Source organism: Burkholderia sp. BCC0405 (assembly GCF_902833075.1).
Classification (GTDB): Bacteria; Pseudomonadota; Gammaproteobacteria; order Burkholderiales; family Burkholderiaceae; genus Burkholderia.
In genome coordinates, this window is record NZ_CADFEO010000031.1 from 29,831 (window position 1) to 49,379 (window position 19,549).

Genomic DNA, 19,549 nt, shown 5'->3' on the forward strand with positions numbered 1-19,549 from the left:
TCCCCTATCGGATCGGTTGAACCTCGATCGCCGAGGTTCGAGGTTGTCGTGGTTGGCGCAGCGCGTCAGTGCGCGATGCAGACGGATTTGGTTTCGGTGAAGCCTTCGATCGCGTACTGGCCGAATTCGCGGCCGATGCCCGATTGCTTGTAGCCGCCGAACGGCATCGAGGGGTCGAGCGGGATATGGCAGTTCACCCACACGGTGCCGGCCTCGATCTGCGGCACGAGGTTCATCACGCGCTTCAGGTCGTTGCTCCAGATGCTCGCGGCAAGGCCGTACGGCGACGCGTTCGCGAGGCGCACCGCGTCGGCCGCATCGTCGAACGGCACGACGACGATCACCGGGCCGAACACTTCCTCGCGCACGATCGCGCTCTCCGGATGCGGATCGGCGATCACGGCCGGCTTCACGTAGTAGCCGGGCAGGTCGTCGGCCGGCGTGCCGCCCGCGAGGAACGTGAGGCCCGCGCGGCGCGCGCCTTCGATGTGCTGGACGACCTTGTCGCGATGGTGCGCGGAGACGAGCGGGTTGATCTGCGCGGTCGTGTCGAGGCCCGCGCCGAGCTTCATCGACTGCGCGACGCCCGCGAGGCCCTCGGCGAGCTGCGCGAACTTGCTGCGGTGCACATAGATGCGCGATGCGGCCGCGCACACCTGCCCCTGGTTGAAGAACGCGCCGGCGGCGACGCCGTCGAGCGCCTGCGCAACGTCGATGTCGTCGAGCATCACGATGGGGTTCTTGCCGCCCAGCTCGAGCGAGAAACGCGTCATGTTCTGCACGGCCGCCGCGCCGACCAGCTTGCCGGTCGCGGTCGAGCCCGTGAACGAGATCTTCGCGATCGACGGGTGGCTGGCGAGCGCGGCGCCGCACACGCGGCCGCCGGTGACGACGTTGAACACGCCGGGCGGCACGCCGGCCTCGCGGGCGAGTTCGGCCAGGCGCAACGCGGTGAGCGGCGTTTCCGGCGATGGCTTCAGCACGATCGTGCAGCCGGCGGCGAGCGCGGGAATCAGCTTCCACACCGCGATCATCAGCGGGAAATTCCACGGCACGATCGCGGCGACCACGCCGACCGGCTCCTTGCGCGTATAGGCCGTATAGCGCGCGCCGGGCGGGAACGGGATCGACACGTCGAGCGTCTGGCCGGTGATCTTGGTCGCCCAGCCGGCCATGTAGCGCGCGTATTCGACGCTCGCGCCGACCTCGATCTCGCGCGACACGTGAATCGACTTGCCCTGGTTCAGTGTTTCGAGCTGCGCGAGCGTTTCGGCGTCGCGCTCGATCAGGTCGGCGAGTTTCAGCAGGATGCGTTCGCGGTCGGCCGGGCGCAGGCCGCTCCACACACGGGTGTCGAATGCGCGCTTCGCGCTGGCGACCGCGCGGTCGACGTCGCGTTCGTCGGCGTCCGCGACCGTCGCGAGCCGCTCGCCCGTCGCGGGGTCGTACACGTCGAGCCGCGCAGCCGCGTGTGCGGGCTGCATTTCACCGTCGATGAAGAGGCCGAAGTCGCGCGCAACGAAGGTGCGCACGGTGTCGCTGACAGCGACGAAATTCGTGGTGCTCATGGGCGTCTCGAGGATTGTCGTGGCTGGACCGCATGCGCACGGGCACGCGGGCGTCGTTCGACTGTATCGACGAGGGTTCGCGCCCGGTGAGCGCAAATTGGCAGCGCGTGGGCGCTGAGGGGGCGGATTCGAACGTTGCGGAGACGGGGGACGCGCCGGGACCGGAAACTCGCCCGGTTTCGCGCGAACAGACAGGCCGGCGCGCTCAACCGGGGCGGGCATGCCCGCGCCGGTACCGGGTTAATGCCCGGTCATTGCAGGGCTAGTTTCTGAAGCCATGCCCCATCGATTCGAAGTCCGGACCGCAATTATCCGACGAATTACAGGAACAGCGCCCCGACCAGTTCGGTGCGGTTCGACACGCCGAGCTTGCGGTACATGCGCATCAGGTGCGTCTTGACGGTCGGCTGGCCGAGCGCGAGATCGCGGGCGATCTCCTTGTTCGAGCGGCCGTCGCGCACGAGGCGCGCGATCTGCTCCTCGCGGTAGGTCAGCCGCTCTTCGCAGCCGATCCGGTGGATCCCGCGCCGCATGCGCAGCAACGGGCTCAGCGCGGCTTCGACCACGGGCTGCAGCCGCGCAAGCGCGTCGATCTCGCCGGGCGCGAACCGCCCGGCCGTGCTGTCGGCGGCCACGCCGCCGCGCGTTTCGCCCGCCCCGAAGCGCAGCAGCGAGAACGCACCGACCGTCCGCCCCGCGTCGCGTAGCCAGATCTCGACGACGTCGGCCACGTCGTGCCGCCGCAGGAAACGGGTCCAGTACGCAGACGCGTCGCGTCTTTCGTCAGGCAGTTGGGACGCAAGCGTGACGACCGCGCGATCGCCTGCCGCGCAGCGCGACGGATGCAGCGGATCGAGCATCCGGTAGCGCGCGACATAGGTGCGATGCATCGCTTCCGGCATCCCGAACAGCTCGAAATCGGCCGGCTCGCCGCTCTGGTCGAGCCGGTAGAACACGATCGCTGACGGGCTCGCGAACGCGTCGAACGCGTCCACGCACGCGCGCAGCGCGCGTGGCCAGTCGGCGGCGGCCGGGTCGGCGGGAATGGTTGGGGTCGGCATGGTGGAATCGGCTGGGGGCGAACGCATCGAAGATCGACGTTCGGGCCAGCCTACCGGCGCCGAAAAGCGCCGGTGAGCACAAATCGGCAAACCGCCCCGATTCGGCGGATTCGGCGGATTCGGCTCGTTCGGCCGGGACGACGCGGGCGCGCGACGGTGCGCGCGCCGCTTTCAGCGCGCGTTCGCGGCGAACGTGTCGCAGGCGCTCAGCTCGCCCGACTCCATCCCGCGCCGCAGCCAGTACACGCGCTGGTCGCTGGTGCCGTGCGTGAAGCTTTCCGGCACGACATAGCCCTGCCCTTGCTGCTGCAGCCGGTCGTCGCCGATCGCGGCCGCCGCCTTCAGCCCCTGTTCGAAATCGCCGGGTTCGATCAGCCGCTGGTTCGCGCGCTGCGCGTTGTTCGCCCACACGCCGGCGAAGCAGTCGGCCTGCAGTTCCATCCGCACCGACAGCGCGTTCGAGTGCGCCTGGCTCGCCCGCCGGCGCGCGGCGTCGACCTTGTCGGAGATGCCGAGCAGGTTCTGCACGTGATGGCCGACTTCGTGCGCGATCACGTAAGCCTGCGCGAAATCGCCGCCCGCGCCGAAACGCTTGCGCAGTTCGTCGTAGAAACCGAGATCGATATACACCTTGCGGTCGCCCGGGCAATAGAACGGCCCCATCGCGGTCTGGCCCGTACCGCATGCGGTCGGCGTCGAGTTCGTGAACATCACGAGCGTCGGCGGCTGGTACTGCGCATGCAGCTGGGTATTGAACACGCCCGTCCACGTGCGCTCGATATTGCCGAGCACCTTGCGCGTGAACACCGCACCCGGATCGTTCGCCGGCGCGCCCTGCCGCTGCGCAGGCGCGGGCTGCGCCTGCTGCTGGCCCTGCAGCGCCGAGGCGCCTTCCAGTATCACGCGCGGGTCGATCCCGAAGAAATACGACGCGGCGAACGCAACCACGATCGTGCCGATGCCGATCGTCGCGCCGCGCCCGCCGCCGAACCCGCCGGCGCCGCGGCGATCCTCGACGTTCGTGCTTTCCCTTTCGTCGTCCAGCCTCATTGGCGGCCCTCCCTGTTCTTGTCGATGGTCCGGCGCGCGAGCGCGCAACCGGGCAATAAGTGTCGTGGCACGATCCTTCGGCCGATGCAGCGCGCGCGCCGGGGGCACGCTGATGCCGGGATCGCCGGCCTGCCGCTCCGCTCGCACGACGGAATCGGCCGGCCGATGCGCCGCGCGTCGATGCGCGGCCCGCCCGCGCTATTCTGCCGGGCTTTCGTGACTTGTCGCAAAAATGGGGAGGATAGAGCGATTCGGCGCCGGACATCGTCAGCCTTTGCAAAATGGGCAACGACCGGACCGGCCGGATGCCGCTCCCGTTCATCCTTTCGGCTGATACCGGCGCCCGCCGGCGCCGCCTACAGTGACCGGAAACGACACCTTTCCGGAGCACGACATGACACACCCGCAACCCCGCACGATCGCGATCACCGGCGCGGGCACCGGTATCGGCGCCGCGTGCGCGCGCCGCTTCGCCCGCCGCGGCGACCGCGTCGTGCTGATCGGGCGGCGCCAGGCGCCGCTCGACGCGCTGGCCGCTGAAACGGGTGGCCTCGCGCTGGCCGGCGACGCGGCGAGCAACGCCGACTGGGCCCGCTTCCTCCCGCAGATCGCCGAGCGTTTCGGCCCCGTCGACTCACTCATCACGTGCGCGGGTGGACACGGTCTCGGCCGCGCGGACGAAACCGACGACGCGCAGTGGCGCGACGCGATGCACGCGAACCTCGACACCGCGTTCGTCAGCGCACGCGCGTGCCTGCCCGACCTGATCGCGCAGCGCGGCAGCATCGTGCTGGTCGCATCGATCGCGGCGCTCGCGGCCGGGCCCGGCGTATGCGGCTACACGGTCGGCAAGCACGCGCTGCTCGGGCTCGCACGGTCGCTCGCGCGCGACTACGGGCCGCACGGCGTACGGGCGAATGCGGTGTGCCCCGGCTGGGTCCGCACGCCGATGGCCGATGCGGAAATGGAACCGCTGATGTCGGCGCACGGCGACACGCTCGACGGCGCGTATGCGCGCGTCAGCGCCGACGTGCCGCTGCGGCGCGCGGCCGAGCCGGACGAGATCGCGGCCGTGTGCGCGTTCCTCGCGTCGCCGGACGCATCGTTCGTGACCGGTGCGACGCTCGTGGCAGACGGCGGCGCGATGGTCGTCGACGTGCCGACGCTCGCGTTCGACAAGCTTTGATGCGCACGGGTGCGCCGCTCGCGTCGCGGGCGGCGTTGCATGCACTGCCCTCTGCCCTCTACCACCGCCAACGCCACCGCCAACACACACACCACGCGCCCCGCTCGTTTCCCGCCCTCGAAAATCCGCTACCATCGACCGATCCCGCCGCCCCGTCCGGCACCGCCTCACTGTTCGAACGTCGATGAACATCCGGTTTCTTGAAACCTTCGTCTGGCTCGCGAAGCTGGAAAACTTCCGGCTCACCGCCGAAAAACTGCACACGACGCAGGCCGCCGTATCGAGCCGCATCGCGTCGCTGGAGGAGGCGTTCGACGTGCGCCTGTTCGATCGCAACACGCGCTCGGCCACGCTCACGCCCGCGGGGCGCCGCATGCTCGCGTACGCGGAACGGATCGTGCGGCTCGACGGCGAAATGCGCCGCGACATCGATACGGCGAGCGACGCGGGCCTGATCCGGATCGGCGTGATCGAATCGATCGTGCACAGCTGGTTCCCGGCGCTGATGGCGCAATTGCGCGAGCGCTATCCGCGCCTCGACGTCGAGATCACGAGCGACACGACGCTGCACCTGATCCGCCTGCTCAGCACCGACGGCGTCGACCTGATCCTGCAGACCGACCCGGTGCCGGGCCCCGATTTCACAAACCTGCCGCTGTGCGAATTCCCGGTGCGCTGGGCGGCCAGCCCGCGCCTCGGGCTCGGCGGCCAGCCGCTCGACGTCGCACGTCTGGCCGAATTCCCGATCATCAGCTTCTCGCGCCACTCGGGGCCGCACGCGACGATCGAGCGGCTGTTCGCGGCCGTCGAGCGGCCGGCCAGCATCAACTGCATCACGTCGGTCGCCGCGATGATCCGCCTCGTCGCCGACGGCTTCGGCGTGGCCGCGCTGCCGCCCGCGATCATCGGTCGCGAATTGCACGAAGGTACGCTCGAACTGCTCGACGTCGAACCCGACTTCCCCGCGCTGCCGCTCGTCGCGACCTATCGCAGCCAGGGCCTGCCGGTCGCCGCGCGCATCGCGGAACTGGCCAGCGAAGTCGCACGCGCGATGGCCGCCGCCGCGAGCCACGCAAAACCGGTGGCAGCGGCTACGCCCGATAGCGCCGGCAAAACACCCGCCCGTCCCGCGACAAAGACGCAGACGAAGACGAAGACGAAGACGAAGGCCAATACGCAAGCAAAAACGAAAACCAGGCGCGCGACGCCATCCGCACCGCCCGCCACGCCCCCCGCGAAACGCCGCGCTCGCCGCTCATAAGAAAACCTGTTCACCGCGAATTTGTTTTCTTGTTGGACGGGCGCGGCCCGTCTTCGGGACACTGAGGTTCCTGACCTCCCCCCGTCACGAGGAACCCCGCGATGACCCGCCTTTCCCTTCCGCACGGCCAGCTTTGCGTCTGGACGGATATCGACCCCGCGTACGAAGCCGATTTCAATGCGTGGTACGACCGCGAGCACATGCAGGAACGTGTCGCGATCCCCGGCTTCACGCATGCGCGGCGCTTTCGCGCGACGGATCGCGGCCCGCGCCAATACCTCGCGCTGTACGTGACGGACACGCTCGACGTGTTCCATGGCGACGCATACCGGCGCGCGTTCACGCAGCAGACCGCATGGTCGCTCGCGAACTTCGAGCGCATGACGGGCACGCAACGACGCGTCGGAGAACTGACGATCGAGGCCGGCGACGGCGAAGGCGCGCATCTTGCGCTGTTCGTGTTGCCGCCGGATCGCATCGACGTGCCGACGCTGCGCGAGCGCTTCGACGACATGCTGCACGAACCGGGCATCCATGCCGCACGGCTCTTTTGCACCGCGCCCGAGCTGTCCGCGCCGATCGGCGCCGATGCGGCCGCCCGTCCGGCCGCCGATGCGCTCGTGCTGATCGAAGGCAGCGACGCGGCCGCGACGCGCCGCGTGGCCGCCTCGCTCGCCGGACACGACGACGTGCGCACCTTCGACCTGCTGTGGCGCGCCGCCGCACCGCGGCATGCGGCACGCGGCAACGCCGAAACCGAGCCCGCTGCCGCCGCCCAGCCCGCCTGATCGCCCGCGCCGGCCGCACCGCAGGCGCGATGCACGCCAGCGCATCGTCCCGGCGCTTCACCCCGTTCCCGTCACGACATGCCCGACACCATGAGCACTCTCGCCCAGCCCGCCGCCCACGCGCCCCGCCGCGTCCGCAACAGCCGACTCGCGACCGCGAGCATGATCGGCACGTCGCTCGAGTGGTACGACTTCACGATCTACAACACGCTCGCGGCACTCGTCTTCAATCACCTGTTCTTCCCGTCGGTCGATCCGCTGGCCGGCACGATCCTCGCGTTCTCGACCTATGCGGTCGGCTACGTATCGCGCCCGCTCGGCGGTTTCGTGTTCGGCAATCTCGGCGACCGCATCGGCCGCCGCGCGGTGCTGATGCTCACGCTCGTGCTGATGGGCGTGACGACCGCGCTGATGGGCGCGCTGCCGACCTACGCGCAAGCCGGCATCCTGAGCCCGATCCTGCTCGTCGCGCTGCGCTTCGTGCAGGGCGTCGCGCTCGGCGGCGAATGGGCGGGCGCCGTGCTGCTGTCGGTCGAGCACGGCGACCAGAAGCGGCGCGGGCTGTCCGCGTCGTGGACGCAGATCGGCCCGTCGTTCGGCACGCTGCTCGGCACCGGCTGCATCGCGCTCGTGACGCTGTCGACCACGTCGGGCGATTTCCTGTCGTGGGGCTGGCGCGTGCCGTTCGCGGCCAGCGCGCTGCTCGTCGTGTTCGGCTTCTGGCTGCGGCGCGGCGTCGATGAAACGCCGCAGTTCGAGCAGCTCGCCGAATCGCACGCGACCGCCGAGGTGCCCGTCGCCGACGTGCTGAAGTTCCACTGGAAGCGCCTGCTGATCGCGGGCGGATCGCGGATCGGCTCGGACGTGCTGTATGCGCTGATCGTCGTGTTCACGCTCACCTACGTGACGACCGTGCTGCACCTGTCGCGCCCCGTCGCACTGACGGCCGTGATGATCGGCACGGCCTGCAACGCGCTCGCGGTGCCGTTCTTCGGCGCGCTGTCGGACCGCTTCGGCCGCCGGCCCGTGTATCTCGCCGGCGCGCTCGCCGGCATCGTGTGGGCGTTCGTGTTCTTCGCGCTGCTCGATTCGGCGCGCCCCGTCGCGATCGTCGCGGCCGTCGCGATCGGCCTCGTGATCCACGCCGTGATGTACGGTCCGCAGGGCGCGTTCGTGACCGAACAGTTCCCGACCCGCGTGCGCTATGCGGGCGCGTCGCTCGCGTACACGCTCGCCGGCATCGTCGGCGGCGGCTTCGCGCCGCTCGTGATCGCCGCGCTGTTCCGGCAGACGGGCACGACGACGGCCGTATCGCTGTACGTTGCCGCCGCGCTCGTCGTCACGTCGGCCGCGCTCCTCGTCGCACGCGAAACCGCACACCAGCCGCTCGCGGATTGAGCGTCGCCGCCAGCCGTTTCATTCCTTCGCACTTCAAACGGATACCCGCATGCCAACCCTGTCGTTCAACGTGATTTCCCGGCAACGCGCGCCGGCCACCGTCGACGCCGGGATCGAGCGCGTCGTGATCGCCGGCTGGGCCGGCCGCGATCCGGCCGCGATCCAGGCACATATCGACGAACTCGCGGCGCTCGGCGTTGCACCGCCGTCGACCACGCCCTGCTTCTATCGCGTGTCGGCCGCGCTGCTCACGCAGGCGCCGTCGATCGGCGTACTGGGTGCGCGCTCGGGCGGCGAGATCGAATGCGTGCTGGTCGACAGCCCGGCCGGCACGCTCGTGACCGTCGGCTCCGATCATACGGATCGCGAAGTCGAAGCGTACGGCGTTGCCGTGTCGAAGCAGGTATGCGCGAAGCCGCTCGGCCACGACGCGTGGCTTTACGCGGACGTCGCGAATCATTGGGATGCGATCGAGATGCGTTCGTGGCTGATCTCGCGCGATGGCGAGCGGTCGGCCTACCAGCATGGCACGGTGAGTGGCCTGCTGGCGCCCGAGGTGCTGTGGCAGCGCTTCGACGGCCGCCGCACGGTGCCCGCGCGCGGCGCGATGTATGGCGGCACGGTGGCGGTGCATGGCGCGATCGCGGCGATGGGCGACGGTGATGCGTTCGAGATGGAACTGCACGATCCGGTGCTCGGGCGCAGCCTTCGGCATCGCTATGCAGTGGAGGTGTTGCCGGTCGTGGCGTAACGAACCATGAGGCGCGGAACACGGGCACGACAGCGTTCTGTCGCCGCCCATGCCGCCGCTAGTAGGGCTGGAAGCAGTGATAGTCCGGAAAGTCGAACTGCGAGTCGCCGCAATACAGGACGCCAACCAGGTTGGTACACCCGCTCAATGCGAACATCATGGCGCCCGCAACCGACACTTTCCATCCGAAATGCAGCATTGCGCCCCCGTTTTCGCTATTTCGACGTTGACCGCCATGATGCTCATCGGACGCGCCGCGGTATGTGGAAAATTGTTGTGCCGCGAGTAATTCGGTTCGCCGTGACGCTTTCCCGTGCCCGGGCGCAGCCCGAGGCACGGCTAGACGAACGGTGTATCACCGGCCCTGGCGCAAGCAACGACGGCGGCCACGGAGCACGCCGCCGCCCGTCACGCCTTGAACGTGATCCACGGCTTCAGCCTGACCGCGCTGCGAATGAGGCCGGCCTGCTCCTGCGCATCGATCACGGGCCCGATCGGCTTGTAGGCTTCCGGCGCTTCCTCGATGCGGCGCTCGTCGCGCAGCGTGACGCAGCGCCACGTGCCCGGCGCCTGCTCCGTGCGCATCCGCCGCACCGCCTGGCGGCGCACGCTGCGACCGGCGCCGTGGCTGCATGACCACAACCAGTCGGGATGGCCGAGCCCGGTCGCGAGAAACGACGCATCGCCCATCGATCCGGGAATCAGCGCGAAGTCGCCGTCGCGAGCGGGTGTCGCTCCCTTGCGATGGAGGTTCATCCCGTGTTCGCGCAGCACGACGTTATGCGGCACGTCGACCACGAGGGCCGAGCGGGTCTCGCCGGCGAGTTCCGCGAGTTCCTTGCGCACCATCTCGGCAAGCACGACACGGTTGAGCCACGCATAGCGCGCAGCCGTGCCCATCGCGACGAGGTATTCGCGCGCCAGCTCACCGGACAGGCCGTACAGGCCGCTTTCCGGATGCCTGACGCCTGCCGGCCACGCCGCGCGCGCCCGGTCCATCCAGCGCCGCCCGACGTAGAAGCCGACATCGCGCGAACCGCTGTGGATCATCACGACGACATCGTCCTTCGCGAGTCCCGCACGGTAGGCCGCATGCCGATCGAACACCGCGTCGACCACCTGCAGTTCGACGAAATGATTGCCCGACCCCGGGGTGCCGAGGCAAGGATCGCGGAATACCTCGCGCGACCCGACATGGGCGTCCGGCGCATATTTCGCGCTGCCGTCGAACCGGTCGAGACCGATGCACGACGCCAGCTCGTCGATCAGCCGGTCGCGGTCGACGTGCTGCCAGAGCCCCTGCGGCGCGACGCGATCGACGAATGCCGCCGGGCCCGCATCGAACAGCGCGCGAAATGCGTCGCTGGCGACGGGCACGTCGCGCCGATCCGCGAGAATCGCGCGCGTCAGCCGGTCGACGAGCGCCGTCTCGTACGGCGCGAGCGCCGACCGCTTGAGGCCCGTGGTGACGAGACGCATCCCGCAATTGATATCGGTGCCGATCGCGGCGGGAATCACGAATGCGTCGTCGGTCGCGACGATCGAGCCGACGGGCGCGACGCCGCCCGGATGAAAATCGGGCGTCGCGCACGCCTTGCACACACCCTGATGGCCATCCGGCGAACGGACTGCCGCGAACGCGAGCAACTGCCGAACGGCCTTCTCCTCGAGCGGGAGCGAATCGGGTAACAGGACGGACGCCTGCGTCAGTTCATTGCGCAGGTGATAGATGCCGGCGTGATAGTCGACATGGATGCCTTGCCGTTGCAAGGCCTTTTTCAAGCGAGGAAAAGTAGACATCGCTGCTGAAAATGAACAAGGTACGACGCGACCTCCGGCCTTGCGGCGGTCGTGGGTGCCTTCCTGCAGCAGCGTCGAGGAAGGGAGCGCGGATCATAGCAGAACGCGATTGCGTTCGCGACCGCCGTTGCTCACTTGAGACACCCGAGCCCCGCCAGCGTCGCCTCCACTGCCGTGTCGAGCGGCGTCACCGGCTCACGGCCGAGCACCGCGGTCACCCGCGTGTTGTCGAGCCGGATCGGCTCGCGCCACAGGTAGCGCATTTCGAGCAATTCGCGCAGCGTCGTGACGAACGGCGCCGCGGCCCACACGAACCACCACGGGAACTTGCGCACCGTCGGGCGCAGCCCGTGCCGCTGCGCGACGCGCCGTACGGCCTCCGCCATCTGCGTGCCGTCCGCATCCCAATGTCCGCCGAGGTGAAAGCGCGCGAACGGTTCCAGCGTGTCGCGCCGCTCGATCAGCCCGACCATCGCGCGCGCGGCATCCGGCACATACGACCATTGATGCCCGATGCCGTCCCGTCCCGGCACGCTGATGGCCGCAACCGGCTGCCCGGCCTTGACGAACCCCGCCGCAAACCAGCTGTTGCCGGTGAGCTTCGGCCCGAAGAAATCGCCGGCGCGCACGATGATCGTGCGAACGCCTTGCCCGGCCGCATCCTGAAGCCGGCGCTCCAGCTCGACGCGAATCGCGCCCTTGCGCGTCGACGGATGCTGCGGCGCATCTTCGTACAGCACCGGAAACGCATCGGCGCCGTAGTTGTAGACCGTGCCCGGCAGCACGACGGTCGCCCGCTCCGCCTTCGCCGCCGCGATCGTGTTGTCGATCATCGGCAGCACCTGCCCGGCCCAGTTCCGGTAGCCCGGCGGATTCACCGCATGCACGATCACGCTGCAGCCGCGTGCGGCCCGGACGACCGCGTCGCGATCCATCGCGTCGCCGCGCATCCATGCGATGCCATCGCGCTCCACGACCTCGGCGTCGAGCCCGCGCTTCAGCGCACGCACCTGCCAGCCCGCATCGCGCAACTGCCGCGCGACTTCCCCGCCGATCCCGCCGCTCGCGCCGAGCACGAGTGCCTGTCGCTGTGTCCCGCCTGCGTGGGTCGTCATTGCGCTCTCCTTGAATGAACCGTGATGACCCACATTCTGGCGCGCCTTCTGCTATCAAGGAATTGCTTAACCTGATAGATCAGCTATACATTTATGTATGACAACCGATCTGAACTGGGAACGCTATCGCACCTTCCTCGCCGTGCTGACGGAAGGCTCGCTGTCCGGCGCGGCGCGCGCACTCGGCATCACGCAGCCGACCGCCGGCCGCCATGTCGCGGCGCTCGAGGCCGCGTTCGGCCAGACGCTGTTCACGCGCTCACCGTCCGGCCTGCTGCCGACCGAGGCGGCGCTCGCGCTGCGCGGTCATGCGGAAGCGCTGCGCAGCGCGGCGGCCGCGTTCGAACGCGCGGCCGCGAGCCACGGCGCCGGCGTGCGCGGCATCGTGCGGATCTCGGCCAGCGACGTCATCGCCGTCGAAGTGCTGCCGCCGATGCTCGCGCAATTGCGGCGCAACCATCCGGGGCTCGTCATCGAACTGGCACCGACCGACCGCATCCAGGACGTGCTGAACCGCGAGGCCGACATCGCGGTGCGGATGGCGCCGCCCGCGCAGGAGGCGCTCGTCGCGCAGCGCGTCGGCGCAATCGAAGTCGGGATGTATGCGCGCGACGACTACCTGGCGCGCAACGGGACACCCGAGACGGTCGACGAACTCGCGCATCACGTGCTGATCGGCTTCGATACGATCACGCCGTTCATCCGTTCGGCGAGCCGCAGCATGCCGCAGTGGAAGCGGGATGCGTTCTCGCTACGCACCGACAGCAACGTCGCGCAGCTCGCGATGATCCGCGCCGGCTACGGGATCGGCTTCTGCCAGAGCGGGCTCGCGAAACGCGACGCACGGCTCGTGCGCGTGCTGGCGGACAGGCTCGCGATGCAGTTGGAAACCTGGGTCGTGATGCACGAGGACCAGCGATCGAGCCCGCGCTGCCGCGCGGTGTTCGACGCGCTGGCCGATGGGCTGCGTGCGTACGTGAATGGCGAAATCGTCGAATAGCCGGTTCGGGGCGACGGACACGAACGACGTGAACGCATCGCCCGAGCGGCGCTATTCGTAGATTTTCCCGGCGAACAGGATGTCCGCCATGCGCCGCCACGGATTGTCCGGCATGGCGTAAAAACGCAGCCCTTCCTCCGACGCCTCGGCCCAGTCGACCATCGCTTCCAGGTACTCGCCGATCGAGCGGTTTTCCCAGCCGAGCGCGGCACGCACATACGGCGACGGCGGCAGGTCGGCCTCGAGCTGCCGCTCCTTGTTCCAGTCGTGGCCCAGCACGCGCAGGAAGTGGATCAGCGAACGTTCATCGACCACGCGCTCCAGCGCATCCTGCAGCTTCGCGGCCATCCGGCGTTGCAGTTCGTCGTTCATTTTTTGTCCCCTGGCGCGCCTCTCAGGTACGCGCTGCCGCATGACGTGCGGCCCGGTTTTACATCAGCAATTGCCGCGACAGCACCTCGCGCGCCTGCGTGACGGTTTCGCGTTCGCCCGGCATCGGCGGCGTCAGCGAAAACACCGCGTCGGGCAGCGGCGGCAGACGATATTTCGCGCCGAGCCGCATCATGCCCTCGCCGATCGCCGACGCGCACAGGCAGCCCACCCCGAGCCCCGCCGCCAGCATCGACTGCAGCCCGGCCACCCCCGACGCGCTGTGCACGAGCCGGTACGGCATGTGCTGCTCGTCGAGCGAGCGCACCGCGACCTGATGCATCATGCAGTCGTCCGGCAGCAGCACGAGCGGCAGCGGCTCGGGCAACTGCTCGGCGAGCGCCGGCGACGCGACCCACGACAGCGGCTCGCGCCGCAGCACCCAGCGCGTATCGGCCGACGCCGGCCGGAACGGCCCGCTCGACAGGTTCATCACCACGCCGAGATCGACCTGCCCGCGCGCATGCGCCGCCTCGATATCCGCGCTCTTCATCGCGCTGACGTGCAGGCTCAGCTGCGGGTAGCACTCCCGCAGCCGCGCGAGCAGGCCCGCGACTTCGTTGGTCCGGTAGTAATCGGTGATCGCGACGCGCAGCTCGCCCTTGATCGCCTGCCCGCGCACTTCGTCGAACGCGGCCTCGTTCAGCGCGACGATGCGCCGCGCATGCTGCAGCAGCCGCGAGCCGGCCGGGGTCGGCTCGACCCCGCGCTTGCTGCGCACGAACAGCGGCACGCCGGCGCGCGATTCGAGCTTGCGCACCTGCTCGCTGACCGTCGACTGCGACAGGTGCAGCAGCGGCGCGGCGGCCGTCAGGCTGCCGGCGTCCGCGACCGCCGCGAAAGTACGCAACTGATCCAGGTCGAAACCGCGCATCGTCATTCCCCATCCATCGAATTATCCGATGGATCCTACCACCAATTCCCGCTTTTCCGATTTATCTACACCCACGAGAATGGGGGTCGATCGCCCGTCCACGGCCGAACCGGCGCGCCCGGCGTCGCGTCCGGCGTGAGTGTGGCACTCATTCTTTCGGATCTGCTTCCATGACGAACGACATCCTTGCTCCCCGCGTGCCGGCCGGCACGGCCGCCGCGGCGACGCCGCGCAGCCACCACGGCTGGGCGCTGGTGGTCCTGCTGGTTGGCGCGATTTTGCCGCCGCTCGACTACTTCATTGTGAATCTCGCGCTGCCGGCCATCCGCGACGGCATCGGCGCGCGCCCGGCCGAGCTGCAGCTGGTCGTGTCGGCGTACGCGTGCGCGAACGTGGTCGTGCAGATCACCGGCGGCCGGCTCGGCGACCTGTACGGCCGCAAGCGGATGTTCATGATCGGGATGGCCGGCTTCGTCGTCGCATCGACGCTGTGCGGGCTCGCCGGCAGCGGCGTGGTGCTGGTTGGCGGCCGCGTGCTGCAGGGCCTGTTCGCCGCGATCCTCGCGCCGCAGGTGCTCGCGACGATCCGCAGCGTGTTCAGCCCGCAGGAGCAGGTGCGCGTGATGGGTTTCTATGGTTTCGTGTTCGGCCTCGCGGCCGTGATCGGCCAGCTCGGCGGCGGCGCGTTGATCAGCCTGCATCCGTTCGGGCTCGGCTGGCGCGCGATCTTCCTCGTCAACCTGCCGATCGGCATCCTGGCGCTGATCGGCAGCTGGCGCTTCATCCCGGAAAGCCGGCCGCCGAAAGGCCAGCGCATCGACGTGCCGGGCATGGCGCTGCTGTCGCTGTTCCTGCTGATGCTCGTCTACCCGCTCACGCACGGGCGCGAGGCCGGCTGGCCGCTGTGGATGGTCGCGTGCCTCGCCGGCGCGCCGCCCATGCTCGGTGCGTTGCTGGCGGTCGAGGCGCGCCGTCTCGCGGGCGGACACGATCCGCTGCTCGACGTGCGCCTGTTGCGCAACCCCGTCGTCGCGCTCGGGCTCGTGCTGGCGTTCCTGTTCTATACGCTGAGCGCGTTCTTCCTGAGCTACGGGATCTACCTGCAGGGCTGCCTGAACTGGTCGCCGCTCGCGTCGGGGCTCGCGATCCTGCCGCTCGGGCTCGGCTTCCTGTCGAGCCCGCTGCTGATGCCGCGCCTCGTCGGCCGGTTCGGCGGCTATCGCGTGCTCACGCTCGGTTTCGCGATGCTCGCGGCCGGCGTCGCGACGGCCGCCACGCTTGCGGGTGCCGCCGCGCCGGGCCCCGGTTTCTACGCGGGAATCGCGGCGATCGGGATCGGCCAGGGCCTCGTGCTGCCGTCGGTCGTGCGGATCGTGCTCGCGGAAGTCGACACGGCGCGCGCGGGCGTCGCATCCGGCATGGTCACCGCGATGCTGCAGATCGGCGCGGCCGTCGGCGCGGCCACGCTCGGCGGCGTGTTCTTCGCCCGGCTCGGCGCGCATCCGGCCACGCTCGACTATGTGCAGGGCTTCAGGACGTCGATGTTCGCGCTGACGGCCGTGCTGCTCGGGTGCGTCGCGTTGTCGGCCATGCTCGGGCCGCTGCATCGGCGGCTGCATGCGGCAACGTAAGCGCAACGCGAATCGTCGCGACGGCAGGATCTGACGCGGAAACGGTGCGGCTGCAGCCGCTCACCGGCATCCGGCTCACGCGTGATGCTTGCGTTGCGCCTGACGCGCTTCCCATTCGGCCAGCTCGACGCGATAGCGCGCGAGTGCTTCGTCGTAGAGATCGAAGACGCAAGGCGAGCAGCCGCTGTTGCAGCAGTCTTCCAGCTCGGGTTGGACGGGCGGGGTCGGACGGGGATCGTCGACGGACGGATCCCCGGAAGGTTGGTTCGGCACGGCGTGGTCCGGTGAAGTAAGACGATCAGTATAGGTCGATCCGGGCCGCCGCCGCTTTCTGCAGGTCGAATGGCGAGAGGGACATCCGTTCGACGTGCGGCGGCGGCGCGCTCGGCGTCTTGCCGGCCTCGACGACGACCGGGATCGAACCCGGATCCTGCGCGAACACCAGGGTTCTGCCATGGACGACGTGCTCATCCACCGTGCGGATCACAAAACCGTACACAGGTTGTTTTCCCGGATTTGACGAGAGGCGACAGCGGGCGCTTGATCGGCCCGCCCCTCGGAACGTGTGCGTCCGCGACCGCGGAAAGCGTGCGTGAATCGGCGGCGCGATATCCCGCCGTATGCGCCGCATGACGCGCCGGTCGTGACGTTCCCGGCCGGCGCGCCTGCTCGCCACCCGCGCGCTTACTTCGCCTGCGCGCCCGGCTTCACGGCACCCGCCTTGTCGCCCAGCGGCTGCCACGCGGCACCGAGCGAATACCAGTCGACGCGGCGCGTGAGCGTCATGATGCCGGCAAGAATCGCGAACAGCAGCAACGACCCGAGCATCAGCGCGTTGTCTTCCGACAGCAGCAGCCCGTAGAGCGCCGCATACAGCACCGCGAGCAGCACCGCGAACACCGCGCCGCGCTTCACGCTGTGCAGCACGAACGACAGGTAGAACGCGAGCAACCCGATGCATGCGCCGCTCGCCGCGAGATACGCATAAGCGAACTTGACGTGTTCGGACAGGCTCAGCAGCAGCAGGAAGAACAGCGCGAGCGACAGGCCGACCAGCGCGTACTGGATCGGGTGAATGCGCAGCCGCTTCACGAGTTCGTACATGAAGAAGCTCGCGAACGTGAGCATCACGAACAGCGCACCGTACTTCGTCGCGCGCTCGGCCTGCAGATACACGTTCACGGGTTCGATCATCGACACCGACGCCATTTCGATCGCCCCTGCCCCGTCGCCGGAGGCGATCTGCTCGCGCGCCTTCGTGTTGAACGACGTCACGCGCCAGTTGCCGGTGAAGCCGCGCGCATCGACCGTGCGGTTGTTCGGCAGGAACGCGCCGTCGAAACTCGGATGCGGCCACGTCGATGTCAGCGAGAAATCGTTCTGGTCGCCCACCGGCGCGAACGCGACGGAATCCGCGCCGCGCAGCGGCAGGTCGATGCTGAACGGCACGGACGCCCCCGCGCTTGCGTCCGCCAGTGCCGCCAGATCGACGTTCGCGTGCACACCCTGGCGCAGGCTGTCCAGCCGCGTGCCCTGCTCGACGTCGAAGCGCGCGCCGCCGATGCGCAGGTCGGGTTGCGCGGTCAGCCCGCGAATGTCGCCGATGCCGATCGAAACATAAGCGTCGTCGACCTTGAAGCTCACGTGGCCGTCGGCTTGCGGCAGCTTCTTCAGGTCCGGCAACGGCAGCGTGCCGGTCATCCGGCTCGCCAGCTCGTACACCAGCGCCTTGTGGATGCCGCGATAGCGGACGCTGGTCGTCAGCGTGCCGTCGACGTTCAGCGTCTTCGGAAACACGAGCAGGCGCTTCGTCTCGCTTCGCAGGCTCGTCTTCGTCGCGCCGCCGGCCGGCGAATCGTCGCGCACGCGCGTGACTTCCGTGTAGTGCACGACGAGCACGGGGCCCGCCACCGTCTGCGGCCCCGCATAGCTCGACCAGATGCTCTGCAGCGCATCCCTGCGATACGTGGAGCGTTCCTGCACGATGCTTTGCACCATCTGCAGCGGAATCAGGATCAGCAGCGCGAGAAACGCGGTGATCGCGAATTTGAACAACAGGACTCGATTCATGGCCGACGGGTACCGGAGTAAAAGGGTACGGTCAGCATGAGCGGCCCCGGTGAAGGGCGATTGAAGCCGGAGTGAAGCGAATGTGTGGCGAACGTGAAGCGCGCTCAGCCCGGCGACGGCAGCGTGAGCGTCGCGCACGCGCCGCCTTCGTCGCGGTTCGCGAGCGCGACCTGGCCACGGTGCAGCATCGCGACTTCGCGGACGAAACACAGCCCGAGGCCCGTGCTGCGATCCTGTCCGTCGGGGCGCGGCAGCGAATAGAAGCGCTCGAACACGCGCGCCAGCGCGTAGTCGGGCACGCCGGGGCCGTCGTCGGCCACGCGCACGACGGCGACCTGCGCCCTGCCCGCCGGCCGCCGTTCGAGCGCGATGCGGATCGTGCTGCCCCGCGGCGCAAAATCCAGCGCGTTGTCGAGCAGGTTGACGAGCGCCTGGCGCAGCAGGAACGGATCGCCTTCGACAACCGCCGGGGCGGCCGCGTCGTGCGCGTCGAGCGCCAGGTTCACGCCGCGCTGCCGCGCGCGCGGCTCGAGATCGTCGACGAGCTGTTCGAGCACCGGCCGCAGCGCGACCGGTTCACGCACCGACAGGCGCTGCTTCTGCTCGACTTCGGCCAGCGCGAGCAGCTTGCGGATCATCTGTTCGAGGCGGCCGGCCTGGCGGCGGATGTTCTCGGTGAAGCGCCGGCGGTTCGCGACCGGCATCTCTTCCTGCAGGAGTTCGGCCGCGCCGCTGATCGCCGCCAGCGGGCTCTTCATCTCGTGCGTGAGCGTATGGATGTAGGTCTCGACGTACTGCCGGTCCTCCAGCCGCTGATGCATGCTTTCCACCGCGCGCCCGAGCTCGGCCAGTTCGCTCGCGCCCTGCAGCGGCATGTCGGCCCGCTCGCCCGCCGCGATCGCGCGCGCATAGCGCTGCAGGCGCCGCAGCCCGACCACCAGCCACCACGTGCAAGCCACGCCGATCAGGATCGCGCCGCCCATCAGCAGCGCGCCGTACAGCATGATCTTGCGCTGGCTGCGCGCGATGAACGGCGCGACCGTCTGGTTCGGCTTCGCGATCGTCAGCACGCCGATGATCTCGTTGCCGCGCCGGATCGGCGCCGCCACGTGCATCACGGTGCTGCTGTCGTCGTTCGGATCGCTGCGCGTGCTGCGCGCGCCGTACTCGCCGCGCAGCGTCCGGTACACGTCGTTCCAGCGCGAATAGTCCTGCCCGACCGCCTTTCCGGACGAGTCGTAGCGCACGATGCCGTGCGCATCGGTGATGTAGAGGCGGTAGCCGATCGCGTTCTTCTGCACGCCCCACACGTTCGCGCTGACCGGGCGTTCGTGCAGGTTCGAGAGCTGCCGCGCGAACGCGCCGTCGGCGATGTGGCCGTTCGCCATGTCGTCGGCGGCCAGCGTCGCGAGCACCTGCGCGGTATCGACGAGCGTGTCCTCCATCGCCTCGCGCACGCCCGGCTTCACTTCCTGCACGAACACACGCAGCGTGATCAGCGCGGCCAGGCCGACGATCAGGAAAAAGCCGAAGAAGATGCGCAGGCCGATATGCATGGGCGGTGCCG

At 69.1% G+C, this 19,549-nt stretch carries 18 protein-coding genes; 7 read left to right on the plus strand and 11 right to left on the minus strand.

Going from position 1 to position 19,549, the window contains the following annotated elements; genetic code table 11:
- Window positions 1–65: 65 nt before the first annotated feature.
- From HWX36_RS34155 to HWX36_RS34165, 3 genes are all read right to left on the minus strand, one after another.
- On the minus strand, window positions 66–1,568 hold the full coding sequence (locus HWX36_RS34155; protein WP_175958166.1) for an aldehyde dehydrogenase family protein: 1,503 nt from the start codon (window positions 1,566–1,568) through the stop codon (window positions 66–68).
- A gap of 320 nt (window positions 1,569–1,888) precedes the next feature.
- Entirely contained in the window at window positions 1,889–2,629 is a 741-nt protein-coding gene (locus HWX36_RS34160) for a LuxR C-terminal-related transcriptional regulator (RefSeq protein ID WP_175958167.1), read from the minus strand.
- Window positions 2,630–2,800: 171 nt separating this feature from the next.
- A complete protein-coding gene (locus HWX36_RS34165; protein WP_175958168.1) occupies window positions 2,801–3,679 on the minus strand; it encodes a neutral zinc metallopeptidase in 879 nt (292 codons plus the stop codon).
- Window positions 3,680–4,073: 394 nt separating this feature from the next.
- Between HWX36_RS34165 and HWX36_RS34170 the strand changes: the two genes are divergently transcribed.
- The 5 genes from HWX36_RS34170 (at window position 4,074) to HWX36_RS34190 (ending at window position 9,063) form a co-directional block, all read left to right on the plus strand.
- On the plus strand, window positions 4,074–4,865 hold the full coding sequence (locus tag HWX36_RS34170; RefSeq protein WP_175958169.1) for an SDR family oxidoreductase: 792 nt from the start codon (window positions 4,074–4,076) through the stop codon (window positions 4,863–4,865).
- Between the two features lie 184 nt (window positions 4,866–5,049).
- On the plus strand, window positions 5,050–6,126 hold the full coding sequence (locus tag HWX36_RS34175) for a LysR family transcriptional regulator (RefSeq protein WP_175958170.1): 1,077 nt from the start codon (window positions 5,050–5,052) through the stop codon (window positions 6,124–6,126).
- Between the two features lie 101 nt (window positions 6,127–6,227).
- Entirely contained in the window at window positions 6,228–6,914 is a 687-nt protein-coding gene (locus HWX36_RS34180) for a DUF4286 family protein (protein ID WP_175958171.1), read from the plus strand.
- 78 nt (window positions 6,915–6,992) lie between these two features.
- Window positions 6,993–8,312 (plus strand): MFS transporter, encoded by a 1,320-nt coding sequence (locus HWX36_RS34185; protein ID WP_175958172.1) that lies wholly within the window; start codon window positions 6,993–6,995, stop codon window positions 8,310–8,312.
- A 49-nt stretch (window positions 8,313–8,361) separates the two neighbouring features.
- On the plus strand, window positions 8,362–9,063 hold the full coding sequence (locus HWX36_RS34190; protein ID WP_175958173.1) for a DUF2848 domain-containing protein: 702 nt from the start codon (window positions 8,362–8,364) through the stop codon (window positions 9,061–9,063).
- Window positions 9,064–9,471: 408 nt separating this feature from the next.
- Here the strand turns inward: HWX36_RS34190 and HWX36_RS34195 are convergent, their stop codons facing one another.
- Both HWX36_RS34195 and HWX36_RS34200 read right to left on the minus strand, forming a co-directional pair.
- Window positions 9,472–10,833, minus strand: a complete 1,362-nt coding sequence (locus tag HWX36_RS34195) for an RtcB family protein (protein ID WP_244136599.1) — start codon at window positions 10,831–10,833, stop codon at window positions 9,472–9,474.
- Window positions 10,834–10,994: 161 nt separating this feature from the next.
- Entirely contained in the window at window positions 10,995–11,978 is a 984-nt protein-coding gene (locus HWX36_RS34200) for an NAD-dependent epimerase/dehydratase family protein (protein ID WP_175958175.1), read from the minus strand.
- Between the two features lie 97 nt (window positions 11,979–12,075).
- On the opposite strand from HWX36_RS34200, the gene HWX36_RS34205 reads away from it, so the two are divergent.
- Entirely contained in the window at window positions 12,076–12,978 is a 903-nt protein-coding gene (locus HWX36_RS34205; RefSeq protein WP_175958176.1) for a LysR family transcriptional regulator, read from the plus strand.
- 51 nt (window positions 12,979–13,029) lie between these two features.
- Here HWX36_RS34205 and HWX36_RS34210 read toward each other — a convergent pair whose 3' ends face one another.
- The gene (locus HWX36_RS34210; protein ID WP_175958177.1) at window positions 13,030–13,350 is read right to left on the minus strand and encodes a hypothetical protein; all 321 of its coding nucleotides are present in this window, start codon (window positions 13,348–13,350) and stop codon (window positions 13,030–13,032) included.
- A 58-nt stretch (window positions 13,351–13,408) separates the two neighbouring features.
- Entirely contained in the window at window positions 13,409–14,281 is an 873-nt protein-coding gene (locus HWX36_RS34215; protein WP_175958202.1) for a LysR family transcriptional regulator, read from the minus strand.
- Between the two features lie 170 nt (window positions 14,282–14,451).
- Between HWX36_RS34215 and HWX36_RS34220 the strand changes: the two genes are divergently transcribed.
- A complete protein-coding gene (locus HWX36_RS34220; RefSeq protein WP_175958178.1) occupies window positions 14,452–15,912 on the plus strand; it encodes an MFS transporter in 1,461 nt (486 codons plus the stop codon).
- A gap of 75 nt (window positions 15,913–15,987) precedes the next feature.
- On the opposite strand, the gene HWX36_RS34225 is transcribed toward HWX36_RS34220, so the two are convergent.
- The 4 genes from HWX36_RS34225 to creC all read right to left on the minus strand — a co-directional run bounded on the left by HWX36_RS34225 (window position 15,988) and on the right by creC (window position 19,538).
- On the minus strand, window positions 15,988–16,185 hold the full coding sequence (locus HWX36_RS34225; RefSeq protein WP_175958179.1) for an oxidoreductase-like domain-containing protein: 198 nt from the start codon (window positions 16,183–16,185) through the stop codon (window positions 15,988–15,990).
- A gap of 25 nt (window positions 16,186–16,210) precedes the next feature.
- Window positions 16,211–16,411 (minus strand): hypothetical protein, encoded by a 201-nt coding sequence (locus HWX36_RS34230; protein ID WP_175958180.1) that lies wholly within the window; start codon window positions 16,409–16,411, stop codon window positions 16,211–16,213.
- Between the two features lie 185 nt (window positions 16,412–16,596).
- Window positions 16,597–17,982 carry a cell envelope integrity protein CreD gene (gene creD, locus HWX36_RS34235; protein WP_175958181.1) on the minus strand — a complete coding sequence of 462 codons (1,386 nt, stop codon included), beginning with the start codon at window positions 17,980–17,982 and terminating at the stop codon, window positions 16,597–16,599.
- 104 nt (window positions 17,983–18,086) lie between these two features.
- Complete coding sequence (gene creC / locus HWX36_RS34240; protein WP_175958182.1) at window positions 18,087–19,538, minus strand: two-component system sensor histidine kinase CreC; 1,452 nt, start codon at window positions 19,536–19,538, stop codon at window positions 18,087–18,089.
- Between the last annotated feature and the right edge of the window lie 11 nt (window positions 19,539–19,549).

Coding starts and splice junctions, on each gene's coding strand:
- HWX36_RS34200 (WP_175958175.1), bottom strand. CDS start 11,978: ATGACGACCCACGCAGGCGGGACACAGCGACAGGCACTCGTGCTCGGC.
- HWX36_RS34155 (WP_175958166.1), bottom strand. CDS start 1,568: ATGAGCACCACGAATTTCGTCGCTGTCAGCGACACCGTGCGCACCTTC.
- HWX36_RS34180 (WP_175958171.1), top strand. CDS start 6,228: ATGACCCGCCTTTCCCTTCCGCACGGCCAGCTTTGCGTCTGGACGGAT.
- HWX36_RS34220 (WP_175958178.1), top strand. CDS start 14,452: ATGACGAACGACATCCTTGCTCCCCGCGTGCCGGCCGGCACGGCCGCC.
- creD (WP_175958181.1), bottom strand. CDS start 17,982: ATGAATCGAGTCCTGTTGTTCAAATTCGCGATCACCGCGTTTCTCGCG.
- HWX36_RS34170 (WP_175958169.1), top strand. CDS start 4,074: ATGACACACCCGCAACCCCGCACGATCGCGATCACCGGCGCGGGCACC.
- HWX36_RS34210 (WP_175958177.1), bottom strand. CDS start 13,350: ATGAACGACGAACTGCAACGCCGGATGGCCGCGAAGCTGCAGGATGCG.
- HWX36_RS34205 (WP_175958176.1), top strand. CDS start 12,076: ATGACAACCGATCTGAACTGGGAACGCTATCGCACCTTCCTCGCCGTG.
- HWX36_RS34165 (WP_175958168.1), bottom strand. CDS start 3,679: ATGAGGCTGGACGACGAAAGGGAAAGCACGAACGTCGAGGATCGCCGC.
- HWX36_RS34175 (WP_175958170.1), top strand. CDS start 5,050: ATGAACATCCGGTTTCTTGAAACCTTCGTCTGGCTCGCGAAGCTGGAA.
- HWX36_RS34215 (WP_175958202.1), bottom strand. CDS start 14,281: ATGCGCGGTTTCGACCTGGATCAGTTGCGTACTTTCGCGGCGGTCGCG.
- HWX36_RS34190 (WP_175958173.1), top strand. CDS start 8,362: ATGCCAACCCTGTCGTTCAACGTGATTTCCCGGCAACGCGCGCCGGCC.
- creC (WP_175958182.1), bottom strand. CDS start 19,538: ATGCATATCGGCCTGCGCATCTTCTTCGGCTTTTTCCTGATCGTCGGC.
- HWX36_RS34185 (WP_175958172.1), top strand. CDS start 6,993: ATGCCCGACACCATGAGCACTCTCGCCCAGCCCGCCGCCCACGCGCCC.
- HWX36_RS34160 (WP_175958167.1), bottom strand. CDS start 2,629: ATGCCGACCCCAACCATTCCCGCCGACCCGGCCGCCGCCGACTGGCCA.